15 protein-coding genes are annotated in these 14692 nt (G+C 72.9%); 10 read left to right on the forward strand and 5 right to left on the reverse strand.

What is annotated here, in order from left to right:
• The first annotated feature begins 16 nt into the window (after positions 1–16).
• Both ACO06A_RS12560 and ACO06A_RS12565 read left to right on the forward strand, forming a co-directional pair.
• Entirely contained in the window at positions 17–1027 is a 1011-nt protein-coding gene (locus ACO06A_RS12560) for an acetylxylan esterase (protein ID WP_421732550.1), read from the forward strand.
• A 3-nt stretch (positions 1028–1030) separates the two neighbouring features.
• The gene (locus tag ACO06A_RS12565; protein WP_421732552.1) at positions 1031–1543 is read left to right on the forward strand and encodes a hypothetical protein; all 513 of its coding nucleotides are present in this window, start codon (positions 1031–1033) and stop codon (positions 1541–1543) included.
• A gap of 7 nt (positions 1544–1550) precedes the next feature.
• Here ACO06A_RS12565 and ACO06A_RS12570 read toward each other — a convergent pair whose 3' ends face one another.
• Together ACO06A_RS12570 and ACO06A_RS12575 are read right to left on the reverse strand one after the other, a co-directional pair.
• Positions 1551–2138, reverse strand: coding sequence for a WHG domain-containing protein (locus ACO06A_RS12570; protein WP_421732554.1), 588 nt, complete (start codon positions 2136–2138; stop codon positions 1551–1553).
• Positions 2131–3000, reverse strand: coding sequence for an alpha/beta fold hydrolase (locus ACO06A_RS12575; RefSeq protein WP_421732555.1), 870 nt, complete (start codon positions 2998–3000; stop codon positions 2131–2133). The genes ACO06A_RS12570 and ACO06A_RS12575 overlap by 8 nt, the downstream gene beginning before the upstream one ends.
• 111 nt (positions 3001–3111) lie before the next feature.
• Between ACO06A_RS12575 and ACO06A_RS12580 the strand changes: the two genes are divergently transcribed.
• From ACO06A_RS12580 to ACO06A_RS12590, 3 genes are read left to right on the forward strand one after another with little or no spacing between them, the layout of a single operon-like run.
• Positions 3112–3519, forward strand: coding sequence for an FKBP-type peptidyl-prolyl cis-trans isomerase (locus ACO06A_RS12580; RefSeq protein ID WP_421732557.1), 408 nt, complete (start codon positions 3112–3114; stop codon positions 3517–3519).
• 57 nt (positions 3520–3576) lie between these two features.
• On the forward strand, positions 3577–4401 hold the full coding sequence (locus tag ACO06A_RS12585) for a MerR family transcriptional regulator (RefSeq protein ID WP_421732559.1): 825 nt from the start codon (positions 3577–3579) through the stop codon (positions 4399–4401).
• 33 nt (positions 4402–4434) lie between these two features.
• Positions 4435–5349, forward strand: a complete 915-nt coding sequence (locus tag ACO06A_RS12590) for a transglutaminase-like domain-containing protein (protein WP_421732560.1) — start codon at positions 4435–4437, stop codon at positions 5347–5349.
• On the opposite strand, the gene ACO06A_RS12595 is transcribed toward ACO06A_RS12590, so the two are convergent.
• The gene (locus ACO06A_RS12595) at positions 5346–6590 is read right to left on the reverse strand and encodes a D-arabinono-1,4-lactone oxidase (RefSeq protein ID WP_421732562.1); all 1245 of its coding nucleotides are present in this window, start codon (positions 6588–6590) and stop codon (positions 5346–5348) included. The two genes, ACO06A_RS12590 and ACO06A_RS12595, sit on opposite strands and share 4 nt — an antisense overlap.
• A gap of 9 nt (positions 6591–6599) precedes the next feature.
• Positions 6600–7442 carry a type II CAAX prenyl endopeptidase Rce1 family protein gene (locus tag ACO06A_RS12600; RefSeq protein WP_421732564.1) on the reverse strand — a complete coding sequence of 281 codons (843 nt, stop codon included), beginning with the start codon at positions 7440–7442 and terminating at the stop codon, positions 6600–6602.
• A 108-nt stretch (positions 7443–7550) separates the two neighbouring features.
• On the opposite strand from ACO06A_RS12600, the gene ACO06A_RS12605 reads away from it, so the two are divergent.
• Entirely contained in the window at positions 7551–7838 is a 288-nt protein-coding gene (locus ACO06A_RS12605) for a SelT/SelW/SelH family protein (protein WP_421732565.1), read from the forward strand.
• Positions 7839–7963: 125 nt separating this feature from the next.
• Positions 7964–9619 carry an HNH endonuclease signature motif containing protein gene (locus tag ACO06A_RS12610; RefSeq protein ID WP_421732566.1) on the forward strand — a complete coding sequence of 552 codons (1656 nt, stop codon included), beginning with the start codon at positions 7964–7966 and terminating at the stop codon, positions 9617–9619.
• Between the two features lie 461 nt (positions 9620–10080).
• Here the strand turns inward: ACO06A_RS12610 and msrA are convergent, their stop codons facing one another.
• On the reverse strand, positions 10081–10749 hold the full coding sequence (gene msrA, locus ACO06A_RS12615) for a peptide-methionine (S)-S-oxide reductase MsrA (protein WP_421732567.1): 669 nt from the start codon (positions 10747–10749) through the stop codon (positions 10081–10083).
• Between the two features lie 213 nt (positions 10750–10962).
• On the opposite strand from msrA, the gene ACO06A_RS12620 reads away from it, so the two are divergent.
• Genes ACO06A_RS12620 through ilvA form a run of 3 tightly spaced genes read left to right on the forward strand, consistent with a single transcriptional unit; the run spans position 10963 to position 14689 of the window.
• The gene (locus ACO06A_RS12620) at positions 10963–12195 is read left to right on the forward strand and encodes a cystathionine gamma-synthase (RefSeq protein ID WP_421732568.1); all 1233 of its coding nucleotides are present in this window, start codon (positions 10963–10965) and stop codon (positions 12193–12195) included.
• Entirely contained in the window at positions 12192–13490 is a 1299-nt protein-coding gene (locus tag ACO06A_RS12625; RefSeq protein WP_421732570.1) for an AI-2E family transporter, read from the forward strand. Before ACO06A_RS12620 ends, ACO06A_RS12625 begins: the two co-directional genes overlap by 4 nt.
• Positions 13487–14689, forward strand: coding sequence for a threonine ammonia-lyase (gene ilvA, locus ACO06A_RS12630; protein WP_421732571.1), 1203 nt, complete (start codon positions 13487–13489; stop codon positions 14687–14689). The genes ACO06A_RS12625 and ilvA overlap by 4 nt, the downstream gene beginning before the upstream one ends.
• Positions 14690–14692 lie beyond the last annotated feature (3 nt).

Genomic DNA, 14692 nt, shown 5'->3' on the forward strand with positions numbered 1-14692 from the left:
GCTGCGAAGGAGCACGATGGCCCTGTTCGACCTGCCCCTGCCCGAGCTCGAGAGCTACCTGCCCGAGCTGGACGAGCCCGGGGACTTCGACGAGTTCTGGGCGTCGACCCTCGCCGAGGCACGGACCTACGACCTCGGCCTGACCGTGGTGCCCGTGGACACGGGGCTGACCGTGATCGAGGCGTTCGACGTGACCTTCGCCGGCTTCGGCGGGCACCCCATCAAGGCCTGGGTGACCCGGCCCGCCGGGGTGGTCGAGGACCTGCCCGCGGTCGTCGAGCTCATCGGGTACGGCGGCGGGCGGGGGTTCGCGCACGAGCGGCTCGCCTGGGCCGCCGCGGGGTACGTGCACCTGGTGATGGACACGCGCGGGCAGGGCTCGACCTGGGGCGGCGGCGGGCACACACCGGACCCGGCGGGATCCGGACCGGCGTCGCCCGGCGTGATGACGCGAGGGGTCCTGGACCCGCACGAGCACTACTACCGGCGGCTCATCACGGACGCGGTGCGGGCGGTCGACGCCGTGCGGGCGATCCCGGGCGTCGACGCGTCCCGGGTGGCGGTCGCCGGCGGGAGCCAGGGCGGCGGGCTGGCGCTCGCGGTCGGTGGGCTGGCCGACGGGCTCGTCGCCGTGATGCCGGACGTGCCGTTCCTGTGCCACTACCCGCGGGCGTTGGCGATCACCGACGCGTTCCCCTACGGCGAGCTGGTCCAGTACCTCGCGGTCCACCGCGACCAGGAGGCCACCGTGCTGCGGACCATGTCCTACCTGGACGGGGTGCACTTCGCGCGGCGCGCGTCGGCACCGGCCCTGTTCTCGGTGGCCCTGCGGGACCAGACGTGCCCGCCGTCGACGGTGTTCGCCGCGTACAACCACTACGCGGGGCTGACGGGGAGCCGGCCGCAGACCGACATCGAGGTCTACGCCTACAACCAGCACGAGGGCGGCCAGGCGTTCCAGCTCGACCGTCAGCTGCACTGGTTGCGGGCGCTGCTGGCCGCCAAGTCCGTGATGTCGCTCCGCTGAGGGGTGGAGGAGCGCGGTCTCGTGTTTCGCTATGAGATCAGACCGGAAGGCCCTCCCGGGGACAGACGGTACTTCGCGATCGATGAGAGCCGCGACGCCCAGCTCGAGCAGCTGGGCGGTGTCCCGGGGACCTACGGAATCGAGCGCGCCGCCCTCCTGACGTGGGGTCGACGACAGATCCCGCTCGCCCACACCATTGAGCGGGCCTCCCGCGTCGATCCGGTCACCGGCGAGGAGTACGCGAGCCACGTGTTCGCCCAGTTCGGTCGATGCGGTACAGCCGAGCAGGCGCGCCCGGTCCGTCCGCACACCTTCGTCAGCGAGGACGAGCGCGGCGTCGCGATGATGCTCGCGGTCGAGGCGATCCTCGTCGGCCTGTACATCTGTTCGTCGCCGCCGTACCGCGCCTCCATCAACCGGTTCCGCGTCGCGCCGGACGGCAGAACCTGGACGATCGCGGACTTCGGCTACGACGAGACGTCGCCGGTGGTGCTGCTCGACAAGTCGATGCCCTAGAACGTGGTCAGCGGACGCTCAGTCGCTCCAGCCCGCCGACCAGGCCGTCGACGAGGAAGTCGAAGCTCTCGTCGACGTCGTCGGGCATGCCGAAGCCGCCCTCGAGCTCGAGGACGACGAAGCCGTGCACGGCGGCGCGGACCGCGCGGACGGCGTCGATCCGGCGGTCGTCGGGCACGCCGAGGGCGGCGACGGCGGTGGACAGCTCGGCGACCGCGCGCGCACCCGCCTGCTGCACGGCGGCGGCGTCGGGGTCGCGGACCCACCAGGTGCCCTGGACGGCCTGGTAGCGGCCGGGGGAGTGCCGGGCGAGGTTGCGGGTGGCGTGGGCCATGGCCGGGAGCATGTCGGCGCCGCCGTGCCGCTCCCGGACCGCTTCGAGGGTGTGCACGAAGTCGACGACGCAGACGAGCGCGACCTCCCGGCGCAGGGCGGGCAGTCCCGCGACGTGCTTGTAGAGGCTCGGCACGGCGACGCCGGCCCGGGCTGCCACGGCCGCGAGCGTCAGGTCCGCGAAGCCGGAGGGGCCGCCGTCGTCGACGACCCCGAGGGCCAGGTCGACGACGACGGCCCGGTCGAGGCCCGCCCTAGGCACGGGCGTCCGCGCCCACCTGGAACCGCCCGGTGGCGTCGCGGGGAAGGTCGGCGAGGAACGCGAGCGTGCGCGGGACGACGACCTCGGGGGCCTGGATCTGCGGGTAGTGCGCGACGTCCGGGATCACGACGACCTCGCCGTCGAGCACGCTGCGCAGCCAGTCCGCCTCCGCCGCGGGGTCGGCGAAGTCGGGGTCGATCGCGCCGACGAAGGCGACGGCCGGCGCGACGATCTCCGCCACGCGCGCCTCGACCGGGGCGTGCGTGAGCTGGACGGACAGGTGGCGGAAGGAGCGCAGGTGGGCGGGGTCCGTCATCGCGGCGCGCAGGTCGGCGACGTGCTCGTCGAGCCACGGGGCCTTGATCCCGCGGTTGAGGTAGCCGCGGTAGTACGCGGCCCACACGGCGGCCCCCCATGGGCGGGAGAACAGCAGCCGCTCGAGGCCGTGCATCGTGGCGATCGCGAGCGCCGGCATCGGGCGGTCGCGCAGGAACGGGCCCGTGAGCACCAGCCCGGCGACGAGGTCGGGACGCTCGGCCGCGGCCCAGGCCACCGCACCGGCGCCCATGGAGTTGCCGACGAGGACGGCCGGACCACCGAGGTGCTCGACGAGCGCGAGGGTGTCCTGGCCGGTCACCACGTCGCCGTGCGTGGAGAAGGTGGTGTCGGAGTCGCCGTGGCCGCGCAGGTCCAGGACGGCGACGCGGTGACCCGCGTCCTCCAGCGGACCGACGAGCTCGCGCCAGGTGCTCCGGAGGTCCCCCATGCCGGGGACGAGCACGACCAGCGGTCCCGTGGCGGGTCCGTCGACCGTGTAGGCGATTCGCCCCTCGGGGCGCTGGAGGTGCCGGATGGTCGTCATGGAGAGAAAGCTAATGCCATTAGCCAAGACCGTCAACCCCTCGGTTCGTCGGCTGTCGGTCGAGGTTGGCAAGATGGGTGCGCACTGTCATCCACTGAAGGAGTACCCCCCATGTCCGCAGCGCTGCCCGAGGTCTCCGGTTCGTTCGGCCAGAAGCCGACGCTGACCTTCCCCGACGCCTCGCCGTCCGCAGAGCTCGAGGTCGTGGTGCTGTCCCGCGGCGACGGCGCCCTCGTCGAGGCCGGCGACGACCTCGAGGTGCACTACCTCGGCCAGTCCTGGCAGGGCGGTGTGTTCGACAACTCGTACGACCGCGGCTCCTCGATCAGCTTCCCCATCGGCATCGGCCGGGTCATCGGCGGCTGGGACGAGGGGCTCGTCGGCCAGCAGGTCGGCTCGCGCGTGCTGCTGTCGATCCCGTCGCACCTGGGCTACGGCGACCGTGGCGCGCCGCAGGCCGGGATCAAGGGCGGGGACACGCTGGTCTTCGTCGTCGACATCGTCGGCACCAGCAACTGACGTTCCGCGACGGCCCCCTCTGCTTCCTGCGGAGGGGGCCGTCGCTATCCTCGGGCCGTGGCCGACGGCGAGGTGACGATAGGGGAGTTCGCGCGGCGGACCGGGCTCTCGCTCAAGGCCCTGCGGCTCTACGACGCCCGCGGGCTGCTCGAGCCGGTCCGGGTGGACCCGGGCAGCGGGTACCGCTACTACGACCTCGACCAGCTGGAGCGCGCGCACACGATCTCGCTGCTGCGGCGGCTCGAGATGCCGCTCGGCACGATCGCCGACGTGCTCGGGACGAGCACCGGGCAGGCGGCCGCGATCCGGTCCTGGTGGGCCGGGCGGCAGCGGGAGCTCACCGAGCGCGGGCCCGAGCTGGACCTGGTCCTGCGCGCCCTCGGGGAGCCGGACGCGCCCGCCCGGACGGGCCGGTTCGGTGTCGACGACGTCGTGGTCGAGGAGGTCGGTGCGCGGACGGTGGCGTCGGTCCGGCACGCGGTGCTCCAGGAGGACCTGGTCGCGTCGCTGACGTCGGACGTCCTCGAGCTGCGGGCGTTCCTCGACGCCGGCGGCGCCGCGTACGGGGCGGAGTTCTGGGTGCTGTTCCACGGAGCGGTGGGCTTCGACGGCGACGGACCCATCGAGACGTGCGTGCCCTACGAGGGGGCGATCGCACCCGCCGGCGCAGTCACGCTGCGTGAGGAGCCCGCGCAGACCCTGGCGTACGTCCCGGTGACCGCCGCCGACTGCCGGTACCCCGAGATCATCGGTGCGTACGTCGCGCTGGAGACCTGGTTCGTGTCCCGCGGCCGCGCGCACGGCGGCCCCGAGCGCGAGATCTACCCGGTGCCGTGGTCCGACGAGGGTGTCGTCGTGCACGTCGCCCGGCCGGTCTCTTGACCCTGCCCCTGGGGCAGGCTCCAGGCTGGCCACATGCCTGAGCTCGCCGACTACGCCACCCACAGCCCGTTCTCGGACCCCGGCCCGCACGCAGCCTTGCTCGCCGCCGTGGCCACCGACCCGGGGTCGCTGCACACGGCCGCGTGCTCCGTAGTAGTCCACTACCGGGGGGCGGCGGACCAGCTGGTCCCCGGGCAGGACGCGGACATCGACCTGCGCTGGCTCTCCGACCTGCTCGACCAGTCGCAGCGGCGGTCCCCCGGCCCGCTCACGAGCGCTCGGGAGCCCGCCCAGCAGCTTGCCGGGTGCTGCCGTGACCACACGCTCGTCGCCGTGGCTGTGCTGCGCGAGCACGGGGTCCCGGCGCGCAGCCGGGTCGGATTCTCCGGCTACTTCCGCCCCGGGTTCCACCACGACCACGTCGTCGGCGAGTACTGGGACGGGTCGAGGTGGGTGCGGTTCGACCCCGAGCTCGACATGGGGGAGAACTGGTTCGGGTTCGACTCGCACGACATGGCGACCGGGCTCGGGGCGCCGTTCGAGACCGCGGCGGAGGTCTGGCTGGCGCACCGTCGCGATGGCCTCGACGTGTCGAACTACGGCGTCGACCCGTCGCTGCCGTTCCTGTGCGGGCCGGAGTTCGTGCGGGGCTACGTGGTCACCGAGCTGGCGCACCGCGAGCGCGACGAGCTGCTGCTCTGGGACGTGTGGGGGGACACCCTGCCCGAGACGCCGACGCCCGCGGACCAGCTGGACCGGTTGGCGGACGAGGTCGCGGAGCTGCTGGTGGCCGCGGACTCCGGTTCTGCGAGCGCCGAGGATGCGCTGGCCGAGCGGTACGCGACCGATCCCCGGCTGCGGCCAGGCGCGTCCGTCGTGACGCTCTCGCCGACCGGACGGGTCGGGGACGCGGACCTCGTCGCGAAGGTGAACCGCTGGCGGTCCTAGAGGACGTGCCGCTGCACCCAGTCGTTCCCGAACACCCTGTCCGGGTCGACGCGTGCCGCCAGCTCCCCGAAGTCGTCCCAGCGCGGGTAGAGGTGGGCAAGCCGGCAGCCCCTGTTGAGGAACAGCTTGCCCCAGTGCGGCCGCGCGTTGAACGGGGCGAGCACGGACTCGATCGTCTCCAGGAGAGCCTCGACCTCGCCCTGCCGCGGTTGCCAGGTGAAGTGCAGCCCGACGCGGTCGCCGCCCTGCGCGGTCGACAACCAGAGGTCGTCGCCGGCGATCGTGCGGATCTCGGTGATCTGGAGCAGCGGCGCGATCTGGTCGCCCAGGCTCCGCATCGCCTCCAGCGCGGCGACGGCGTGGGCGCGCGGGACCAGGAACTCGGACTGGAGCTCGTCCCCGTTGCTCGGGGTGAAGTCCATGCGGAAGTGCGGCAGCCGGTCGTGCCACGGCCCGGGCTCGCCCAGCTGCGCCGTGCAGTTCACCGGGTCGATGCCCGGGAGCGGGTGTCGAGGACCGTCGGCGGGCGTCGTGCCGAAGAAGTCCGGGCGCGTCCGGTAGGTCTCGGTCACGCGGCTCTTGCGCCACACCTGCGCGATGGTGTCGCCGGTCCAGTCGGTGAACAGGCTGACGGAGTCCGCGCTGCCGGTGACCTCGTCGAGGTGCTCGAGCGCGGTGGTCCAGGGCAGGTCGAGGTGGACCTCCTGGGCGACGTCGTAGGTGGGCTCGATGTCGAGGGTCACCTTGGTGGTCACGCCCAGCACGCCGAGGCCGACGACGGAGCCCGCGAAGTCGTCGTCACCCCGCCGGACCGTGCGCAGCGATCCGTCCGGCCCGACGATCTCCAGGGCGGCGACCGCCGTGGAGAGGTTGGCGCTCCGGTCGCCCGATCCGTGCGTGGCCGTGGCGATCGCACCGGCGACGGAGATGTGCGGCAGCGACGCGAGGTTGTGGACCGCCCAGCCGGCCGGGTGCAGGTGCTGCGCGAGCGTGCCGTACCGGGTGCCGCCCGTGACAGTGACCGTCCTGGCCTCCTCGTCGATCAGAGGGGCGGCCTCCAGGCCGTCCAGCACGACGAGCGCCCCGTGGCTGTCGGCGATGTCGGTGAAGGAGTGTCGAGTTCCGAGGGCGCGGATCCTCGAGGACCTCGCCACGACCTCCTGGAGCTCCTCGACCGTGCGGGGGTGGTGGATCTCGGGCGCCTGGTACGTGTAGTTGCCGGCCCAGTTGGTCAGTGTCACCGGTCCAACCTACGACCCGCCCGTGACGAAGATGTCGAACAGGCTGGGGTCGTGCGCGTGCACGAGCACCAGGAAGACGATGAGGTCGAACAGCAGGTGCACGGCCACCACGTAGCTCAGCGACGCGGTCCGGCGGAAGATCCAGCCCTGGATCAGCGCGAACGGGATGGTGAGCAGCGGACCCCACTCGCGGTAGCCCAGCTCCCACAGGAACGACACGAACACCGTCGCCTGGAGCACGTTGGCCAGCCAGAACGGGAAGTGCGGCCGCAGCAGGGCGAGGACCACGCAGATGAAGAAGAGCTCGTCCCAGATGCCCACCGCGTTGACCCCGACGAACAGCCGCGCGATGTCCCCGGCCCCGTCCAGGTCGGGCCAGTTCTGCCACACCCCCGAGCCGAGGAAGTAGGCGGGCAGGATCAGGTAGGCCGCGATCGCGACCGCCACGAGGTACAGCGCCTGCCAGCGGTCCCAGCGGCGGCCCGTGCGCACCGGGAAGTGGATCTTGTCGTCGTGGAACACCCTGCTCGAGAGGAGCGTCGGCACGACGACGGCCAGGCCCAGCGCCAGCGTGAACCTGAGCATGCCCGCGTTGGACAGGTCGGCCTTCAGCGAGATCGTGCTGATGATCGCCTGGCCGAGGGCGATGAGCGCGAGGTCCCTGCCGAGGCGCTTGTCGACGACCAGCCCGAGCGCGACGCCGAGGACCAGCGGCACGTAGCCGAGCGGTCGCACGTGGACCGCGAAGAGCAGGACGGCGGCGCCGCAGACGAGGACCGCGGCGAGGACGCGTCCGGCGGCCTGAGCGGTCGACCGGGGGTCGTCGACGGCCCGAGCGTCGGTCGTGGTCATGGCTGGCGAGAGCGGTCGGTGCCGCGGGGCCTGTCGACCACGGAGGAGAGCTGGGGGGTCACGACGTGCAGTCTGACTGCTGAGGGGCTCCTGGGCGACACTTGCGCGATGGACCTCCCGCGCATCGCCATCACCTACTGCACGCAGTGCCGCTGGCTCCTGCGGGCCGCCTGGTACCAGCAGGAGCTGCTGACCACGTTCCACCGGGAGCTGGGCGAGGTCGCGCTCCGACCGGCGACCGGGGGCGTGTTCCGGGTCGAGGTGGACGGCGCGCTGGTGTGGGACCGGGGGGAGCGGGGTGGGTTCCCGGACCTGCCCGAGCTCAAGCGGCTCGTGCGGGACCTCGTGGCGCCGGACAAGCCGCTGGGGCACTCGGACCGGGCTGTCGAGGCATAGCCCCGACTGTCCACAGATGTGCTCGGCGGGGCACGAACGGACGGGAACTCCGAGGGCGACCCCCGTTGTCCACAGATGTGCTGGGCCCCGGTTGCGAGGCTGGGCGAGTCGGTAGGGTCGAACATATGTTCGAGTACCAGCGCTCGCAGGTCGCCAACACGGTGGCTCTGGCCGGCGTGCCGTCTGCTCCGAGGATCGCCGAGCCTCCCACGGCTGGTGTAGCTGGCGCTGGCGCGGCTGTGGACGACGTCCTGGCCGCCTCTCGCCTGCTCGCCTCGCACCTGGATCCCGCGTGGTCAGGGGACGCGGCGCAGCGGCGCGCGATCCTCCGCACGCTGGACCTCGTGGCCGGTGTGCTGGCAGGCGTCCGTGCCCGGGTGGTCCGCGCGGAGCAGGACTCGGCAGCGTGGCAGCGGCCGGGTGTGGTCTCGTTCGAGGATGCGCGATCGCGGCAGACCCGGTCCGGGCTGCCAGGAGCGCGCCGGGAGGTGCGGCAGGCGGACGCGCTGACGACCATGCGCGCTGTCGCGTCTGCGGTGGAGTCGGGCGCGATGCCGATCGCGCACCTCGACGCGCTGGCTCGGATCGCGGCGACGTCGGGAGACGTGGTTGCGGGTGCCTTCGCGACGCCTGCCGTGCAGGAGGCGGTGGTGCGAGCGGCCGCGCACCAGGACGCCCCGGCGTTCGGACGCACCCTGCAACGGATGGTCGCCGAGCTCGACCCAGGGTCGCGGGAGCGAGCGCACGAGAACCAGCGGGCGCGACGGTTCCTGCACCTGTCCGACCAGGCCGACGGCACCCACGTGAAGGGACTGCTCGACTCGGTCGCGGGGCACCGGCTTCGGCTGGCGCTCGAGGCGGTCGGGGAGCGGCCGGGTGCGGTCGTCGACGCGTCGAGCGGCGCGGTGCTCGAGGAGAGGACCTCGGAGCAGGCGAGGGCGGACGCGTTGGACGCGCTCGCGCGCAGGGTGCTCTCCCTGCCCGAGACCGCCTCGGGTGCGTCGGTGCCGCCCCAGATCAGCCTGCTGATGAGCGAGGAGACGTTCGCAGCACTGCGGACCCGCCGGCGGGCGTCGGGTGGCTCGCGGGCGTTCACCGAGTCGTCGGAGGCATGTCCGGGAGCGGGGCTCGTCGGCGAAGGACTGTCCGCAACTGGCGAGTCGCCGCACGCGCGTGAGGCAGCGAGGCTCGTCAGCGAGGGGCTGTCCGCGTCTGCCGGTGCCGCGCCCCGTGCCCCTACCCCGTCTGCGCGTCTCGACGAGCTGGCCGGCGTCCCGCCGGTGACGCTGGAGGACGGCACCCCGCTGCCGATGAGCGAGGTCGCGCAGGCGCTGTGCGACTGCGAGCTCACCAGGGTCGTCATGGATGCCGACGGCCTGCCGACGAACCTGGGCCGGTCGGTGCGCCTGTACAGCGGGGCGCATCGACGGGCAGTCGTCGCCCGGGACCGGCACTGCGGCTTCACCGGATGCCGGAGGCCCGCTCGCTGGTGCCAGATCCACCACATCGACTGGTGGGAACGCGACGGCGGGGAGACGTCACTGGAGAACGGTGTCCTGCTGTGCTCGTTCCACCACCACCAGGTCCACCTGCACGACCTGAGGATCGAACGCGACCGGCCTCCGGGGACGAGCCGAGCGCGACCCCGATCCCGTGGCCGTCCACCGGATCCGACCGAACCCGGCGCCACCTACACCTTCACGGATCCAGCCGGTCGAGTCGTCGCCGCCCGCTCGAGCGACGGCCTGGCCGGTGACGACGAACTGGCCGGTCGTCACTGATCCCGGCGGTGACGACGAACTGGCCGGTCGTCACTGATCCGGCGGTGGCGACGAACTGGCCGGTCGTCTGATCCGGCGGTGGCGACGAACTGGCCGGTCGTCACTGATCGGCCGGTCGCGACAGACAGGCCGGGCGCGACGCGCCCTTGCGCCCTCGCGCCTTCGCGCCTTCGCGACGGTCTGCTGTGAGCGACGCGTCTGGCGGAGGCGTGGAGCGCAGGGACAAACCTGGACAAACGTGCAGGTGGACCGCGGTCCAGCGCCGGGTGGACAGTCGTAGACGAGCCGCCGCGGGCGTCGATACGTTCACGGCGGACCGGCAGGGAGAGCGACCCAGCCGGTCCGCCAAGGACGACGCCGAGGGTGGCCGACCGGGACGACGGGGACCCGGTCGGCCCCATGGCGGGTGGGTGGCCGACAGCGGGGGCACGTCGGCCACCCACCCGTACATCGAGGTGTGATCAGGCGCCGGTCGGGCGCGGGCAGGACACGCCCGTGCCACCGAGGCCGCAGTAGCCGTTCGGGTTCTTGTCGAGGTACTGCTGGTGGTAGCCCTCGGCGTAGTAGAACGTGCCGGCGTCGTCGGCCGACCGGATCTCCGTCGTGATCTCCCCGAAGCCGGACCGCGTCAGGCGCGGCTGGTACTCGTCACGCGTGCTGCGCGCCGCGAGCTCCTGCTCGGGCGTGGTCGTGTAGATCGCCGAGCGGTACTGGGTGCCGACGTCGTTGCCCTGCCGGTACCCCTGCGTCGGGTCGTGCGACTCCCAGAAGGTCCGCAGCAGGTCGCCGGCCGAGACGACGGTCGGGTCGTAGGCGACCAGCACCATCTCGGTGTGCCCGGTCAGCGCGGTGCAGGTCTCCTCGTAGGTGGGGAAGGTCGTGAACCCACCCTGGTAGCCCACCGCGGTCGTCACGACGCCGGGGATCTTCCACAACGTGCGCTCCGCGCCCCAGAAACAGCCCATCGCGACGTAGAGGACCTCGGTGCCCTCCGGCCACGGGCCCTGGAGGGGGGTGCCGAGGACCGTGTGCGTCGTCGGGATCGGGTAGGCGTAGTGGTCGCGTCCGGCGAGCGCCTTCTCGGGGGCCACCATCGTGGTCTTGAGGGCAGATCCAAACAGCCAGTTCATGGTCGTGATCCTCTCCGGGAGCCCGGTTGGTCACCTGGGTCCTCCCGGGATCTGCAACGGTGCGCACCCGGTCCGTGTTCCCGTGAGCGTGGGAATCTCTTGACCGAACCAATACCAGACCGAGAGCGCACGATCGCATGACCATGAGCGCACCAACGGCGCACCCCTGCGCCCCAGCGGGGCGGTTCCGTCGCGAGCGCCTAGCCTTGACCCGTGACGAACCACGCGACCCCCCACGACGACGACTGGGCCTCCGCAGGCTTCTCGACCCGCGCCATCCATGCAGGTCAGGACCCGGACCCCACCACCGGGGCGGTCGTCCCGCCCATCTACGCGACCTCGACGTACAAGCAGGACGGCGTCGGCGGGCTGCGCGGCGGGTACGAGTACTCGCGCTCGGCCAACCCCACGCGCACGGCGCTGGAGTCGGCGCTGGCCGCGGCCGAGGGGGGAGCGGCCGGCTTTGCGTTCTCGTCGGGCCTCGCCGCCGAGGACACGCTGCTGCGCGCCACCCTGCGGCCGGGCGACCACGTCGTCGTCCCGAACGACGCGTACGGCGGCACGTACCGCCTGATCGCGCGCGTGTTCGGGCCGTGGGGCATCGAGCACACCCCGGTCGACCTGTCGGACCCCGACGCGGTGCTCGCCGCGATCCAGCCGGGCCGGACCAAGGTGGTCTGGGTCGAGACGCCGACCAACCCGCTGCTGGGCATCGCCGACATCGCCGTGCTCGCGGCCCATGCCCGCGCGGTCGGCGCCCTGCTGGTCGTCGACAACACCTTCGCGACGCCGTACCTCCAGCAGCCGCTCGCGCTCGGTGCGGACGTCGTCGTGCACTCGACCACCAAGTACATCGGCGGGCACTCGGACGTCGTCGGCGGGGCGCTCGTCGTCGCGGACGGAGCCCAGCTCCCGGTGGGGCTGGACGGTCCGACGGGCACGACGAGCCTGGCCGACGCCGTGCGGTTCCACCAGAACGCGTCGGGCGCCGTGGCGGGGCCGTTCGACGCCTGGCTGACCCTGCGCGGGCTGAAGACGCTCGCCGTGCGCATGGACCGGCACGAGAGCAACGCCCGAGCGGTCGCGGAGTTCCTGGCGGGGCACGACGCCGTCACGTCCGTGATCTACCCGGGCCTGGACAGCCACCCCGGGCACGAGGTGGCCGCGCGGCAGATGAGCGGGTTCGGCGGCATGGTCTCGTTCCGCACCGGCAGCGAGTCGTCGGCGCTGGCGTTCTGCGGCGCCACCCACGTGTTCACGCTCGCGGAGTCGCTCGGCGGGGTCGAGTCGCTGGTCGAGCACCCGCACAAGATGACCCACGGGTCGGTGGCGGGCACCGAGCTCGAGGTGCCCGACGACCTGGTGCGCCTGTCGGTCGGCATCGAGGACGTCGCGGACCTGATCGCCGACCTCGACGCCGCGCTGGCCACCGGGCGCGACGCGTGAGCGCCCCGGTCGGAACCGTCAAGCCCGTGGGCGACCAGGCCGTGCCGTCGTCGGTCCGCAACGCCGCGGCGTGGTCCTGGCGGCTGCTGCTCATCGGCGCCGCCCTCGCGGTGCTGCTGTGGCTCCTGAGCGAGCTCAAGGTCGTCGTCGTCCCCATCGCGGTCGCCCTGCTGCTCACCGTGCTGCTCGCGCCGTTCGTCGGCTGGGTCCAGCGGACGGCGAGGCTGCCCCGGGCAGCGGCCGTGGGGGTGGGGCTCGTGGCCCTGATCGCCCTGGTGGCCGGTCTGCTCACGCTCGCGGGACGGTCGATCGTCAAGGGCTTCGGGGAGCTGTGGGACCAGGCGGCGCAGGGCATCGACAAGCTGACCAGCTGGTTGGCCGAGGGCCCCCTGCAGCTGACCACCACCGACATCTCCGGCTGGATGGACAAGCTCCAGGGCTCGCTCAGCGGCGGCAGCTCCGAGCTGGTCTCCGGTGCGCTGCACGCGACGACCACCGTCGCCCACGTGGCCGCCGGCTCGCTCATCGCCCTGTTCTGCACGTTCTTCTTCCTGCTCGACGGCCGCACCATCTGGGCGTGGGTGGTCGGCCTGCTCCCGCGCGGCTCCCGCGAGCACGTGCACCAGGCCGGCCGGCGCGGGCTGGTCACGCTCGGGGCGTACACGCGGACGCAGATCCTGGTCGCCGCCGTCGACGCGCTCGGCATCGGGCTCGGTGCGGCGATCCTCCAGGTGCCGCTCGCGCTGCCGCTGGCCGTGCTGGTGTTCCTCGGGTCGTTCATCCCGATCGTGGGCGCCGTCGTCACCGGCTCGGTCGCGATCCTCGTGGCGCTCGTCTCGAACGGGCCGGCGTCGGCCATCTGGATGCTCGCCGTCGTGGTGCTCGTGCAGCAGCTCGAGGGCCACGTGCTCCAGCCGTTCCTGATGGGCCATGCCGTCTCGCTGCACCCGGTCGCGGTCCTGCTGTCGGTGGCGGCGGGCTCGTTCGTCGCGGGCATCGTGGGTGCGCTGTTCGCGGTGCCGATCGCGGCGACCCTGAACACGGTGCTCCTGTACCTGCACGGGCACGACAAGTTCCCGCAGCTGGGCACCACGGACCATGTGCCCGTCCGCGGCCGTGGGCACCCGGTGCTGGACCGCTCGATCGCGCAGGTGGCCGAGGCCACGTCCGAGCGGATGGCCACGCAGGCTGAGGCGGTCGACCGGGCCGACGACGACCTGCCCGCCCCTGCGGCGGGTACTGAGGCCGACGACGCCGGCGAGCCCGGCGGACCGACCCCGCCGGACGCCCGATGACCGGTCTGGCAGACGTCCGCGCGGCCGCGGAGCTGCTGAAGGGCGTCGCCGACCGCACGCCGGTCCAGCTGAGCCGCGCCCTCTCTCAGGTGTGCGGCGCCGAGGTGTGGCTCAAGTGCGAGAACCTCCAGCGGGCAGGGTCGTTCAAGCTGCGCGGCGCCTACGTGCGGATGGCCCGGCTGTCGCCCGAGGAGAAGGCGCGCGGCGTCGTCGCCGCCAGTGCCGGCAACCACGCGCAGGGAGTGGCGCTCGCGGCCCGGATGCTCGGGCTCTCGGCGGTGGTGTTCATGCCGGCCGACGCCGCCCTGCCCAAGATCGCGGCGACGCGGGACTATGGCGCCCGCGTGGAGCTGGTCGGGGCCTCGGTCGACGAGGCCCTGGTGCACGCGCGCGAGTTCGCCGACCGCACCGGCGCCGTCCTCATCCACCCGTTCGACCACGAGGACGTCGTCGCCGGCCAGGGGACCATCGCGCTCGAGATCGTCGAGCAGGTGCCGGACGTGGCGACCGTGATCGTGCCGGTCGGGGGCGGCGGTCTGGCCGCCGGGGTGGTCGCCGCCCTGGCGGAGCTGCGGCCGGACGTGCGGGTGATCGGGGTGCAGGCCGCCCGCGCGGCCGCGTACCCCGCGTCGCTGGCCGCGGGTCACCCGATCCCCGCGCCGGAGCTGCGCACCATGGCGGACGGCATCGCGGTCGGGACGCCGGGCACCGTGCCGTTCGGGATCCTCGCGTCCCACCACGTCGAGGTGCAGTGCGTCTCCGAGGAGGACCTCTCGCGGGCGCTGCTGCTGCTCGCCGAGCGCGCCAAGATGCTCGTCGAGCCCTCGGGTGCCGCTGCGGCCGCGGCCCTGATGGCCGGCGTCGGACCGGTCACGGGTCCCGTGGTCGCGATCCTGTCCGGGGGCAACATCGACCCGCTGGTGCTCATGCGCGTGGTCCGGCACGGGCTCGCCTCGGCGGGCCGGTTCCTCCAGCTCCAGGTGCGGATCGACGACACCCCCGGCGCGCTCGCGGACCTGCTGCGGGCGCTGGCCGACACGGGCGGGAACGTCATGCACGTGTCGCACGCGCGGACGGTCGGCGACCTCCAGCTGGACGAGGTCGCGATCGTGGTGCAGGTGGAGACCAAGGGCCCCGACCACTGCGAGTACGTGCTCCAGCACCTGCGCGCGGCGGGCTACCGGCTCACCGACGGCTGAACG

It is taken from the genome of Cellulomonas sp., from assembly GCF_965229465.1.
Classification (GTDB): Bacteria; Actinomycetota; Actinomycetes; order Actinomycetales; family Cellulomonadaceae; genus Cellulomonas.

Excerpts from the sequence above, each read along its gene's own strand:
- ACO06A_RS12560 (WP_421732550.1), top strand. The coding sequence starts at position 17 with ATGGCCCTGTTCGACCTGCCCCTGCCCGAGCTCGAGAGCTACCTGCCC.
- ACO06A_RS12575 (WP_421732555.1), bottom strand. The coding sequence starts at position 3,000 with ATGACGACCATCCGGCACCTCCAGCGCCCCGAGGGGCGAATCGCCTAC.
- ACO06A_RS12580 (WP_421732557.1), top strand. The coding sequence starts at position 3,112 with ATGTCCGCAGCGCTGCCCGAGGTCTCCGGTTCGTTCGGCCAGAAGCCG.
- ACO06A_RS12590 (WP_421732560.1), top strand. The coding sequence starts at position 4,435 with ATGCCTGAGCTCGCCGACTACGCCACCCACAGCCCGTTCTCGGACCCC.
- ACO06A_RS12600 (WP_421732564.1), bottom strand. The coding sequence starts at position 7,442 with ATGACCACGACCGACGCTCGGGCCGTCGACGACCCCCGGTCGACCGCT.
- ACO06A_RS12605 (WP_421732565.1), top strand. The coding sequence starts at position 7,551 with ATGGACCTCCCGCGCATCGCCATCACCTACTGCACGCAGTGCCGCTGG.
- ACO06A_RS12610 (WP_421732566.1), top strand. The coding sequence starts at position 7,964 with ATGTTCGAGTACCAGCGCTCGCAGGTCGCCAACACGGTGGCTCTGGCC.
- msrA (WP_421732567.1), bottom strand. The coding sequence starts at position 10,749 with ATGAACTGGCTGTTTGGATCTGCCCTCAAGACCACGATGGTGGCCCCC.
- ilvA (WP_421732571.1), top strand. The coding sequence starts at position 13,487 with ATGACCGGTCTGGCAGACGTCCGCGCGGCCGCGGAGCTGCTGAAGGGC.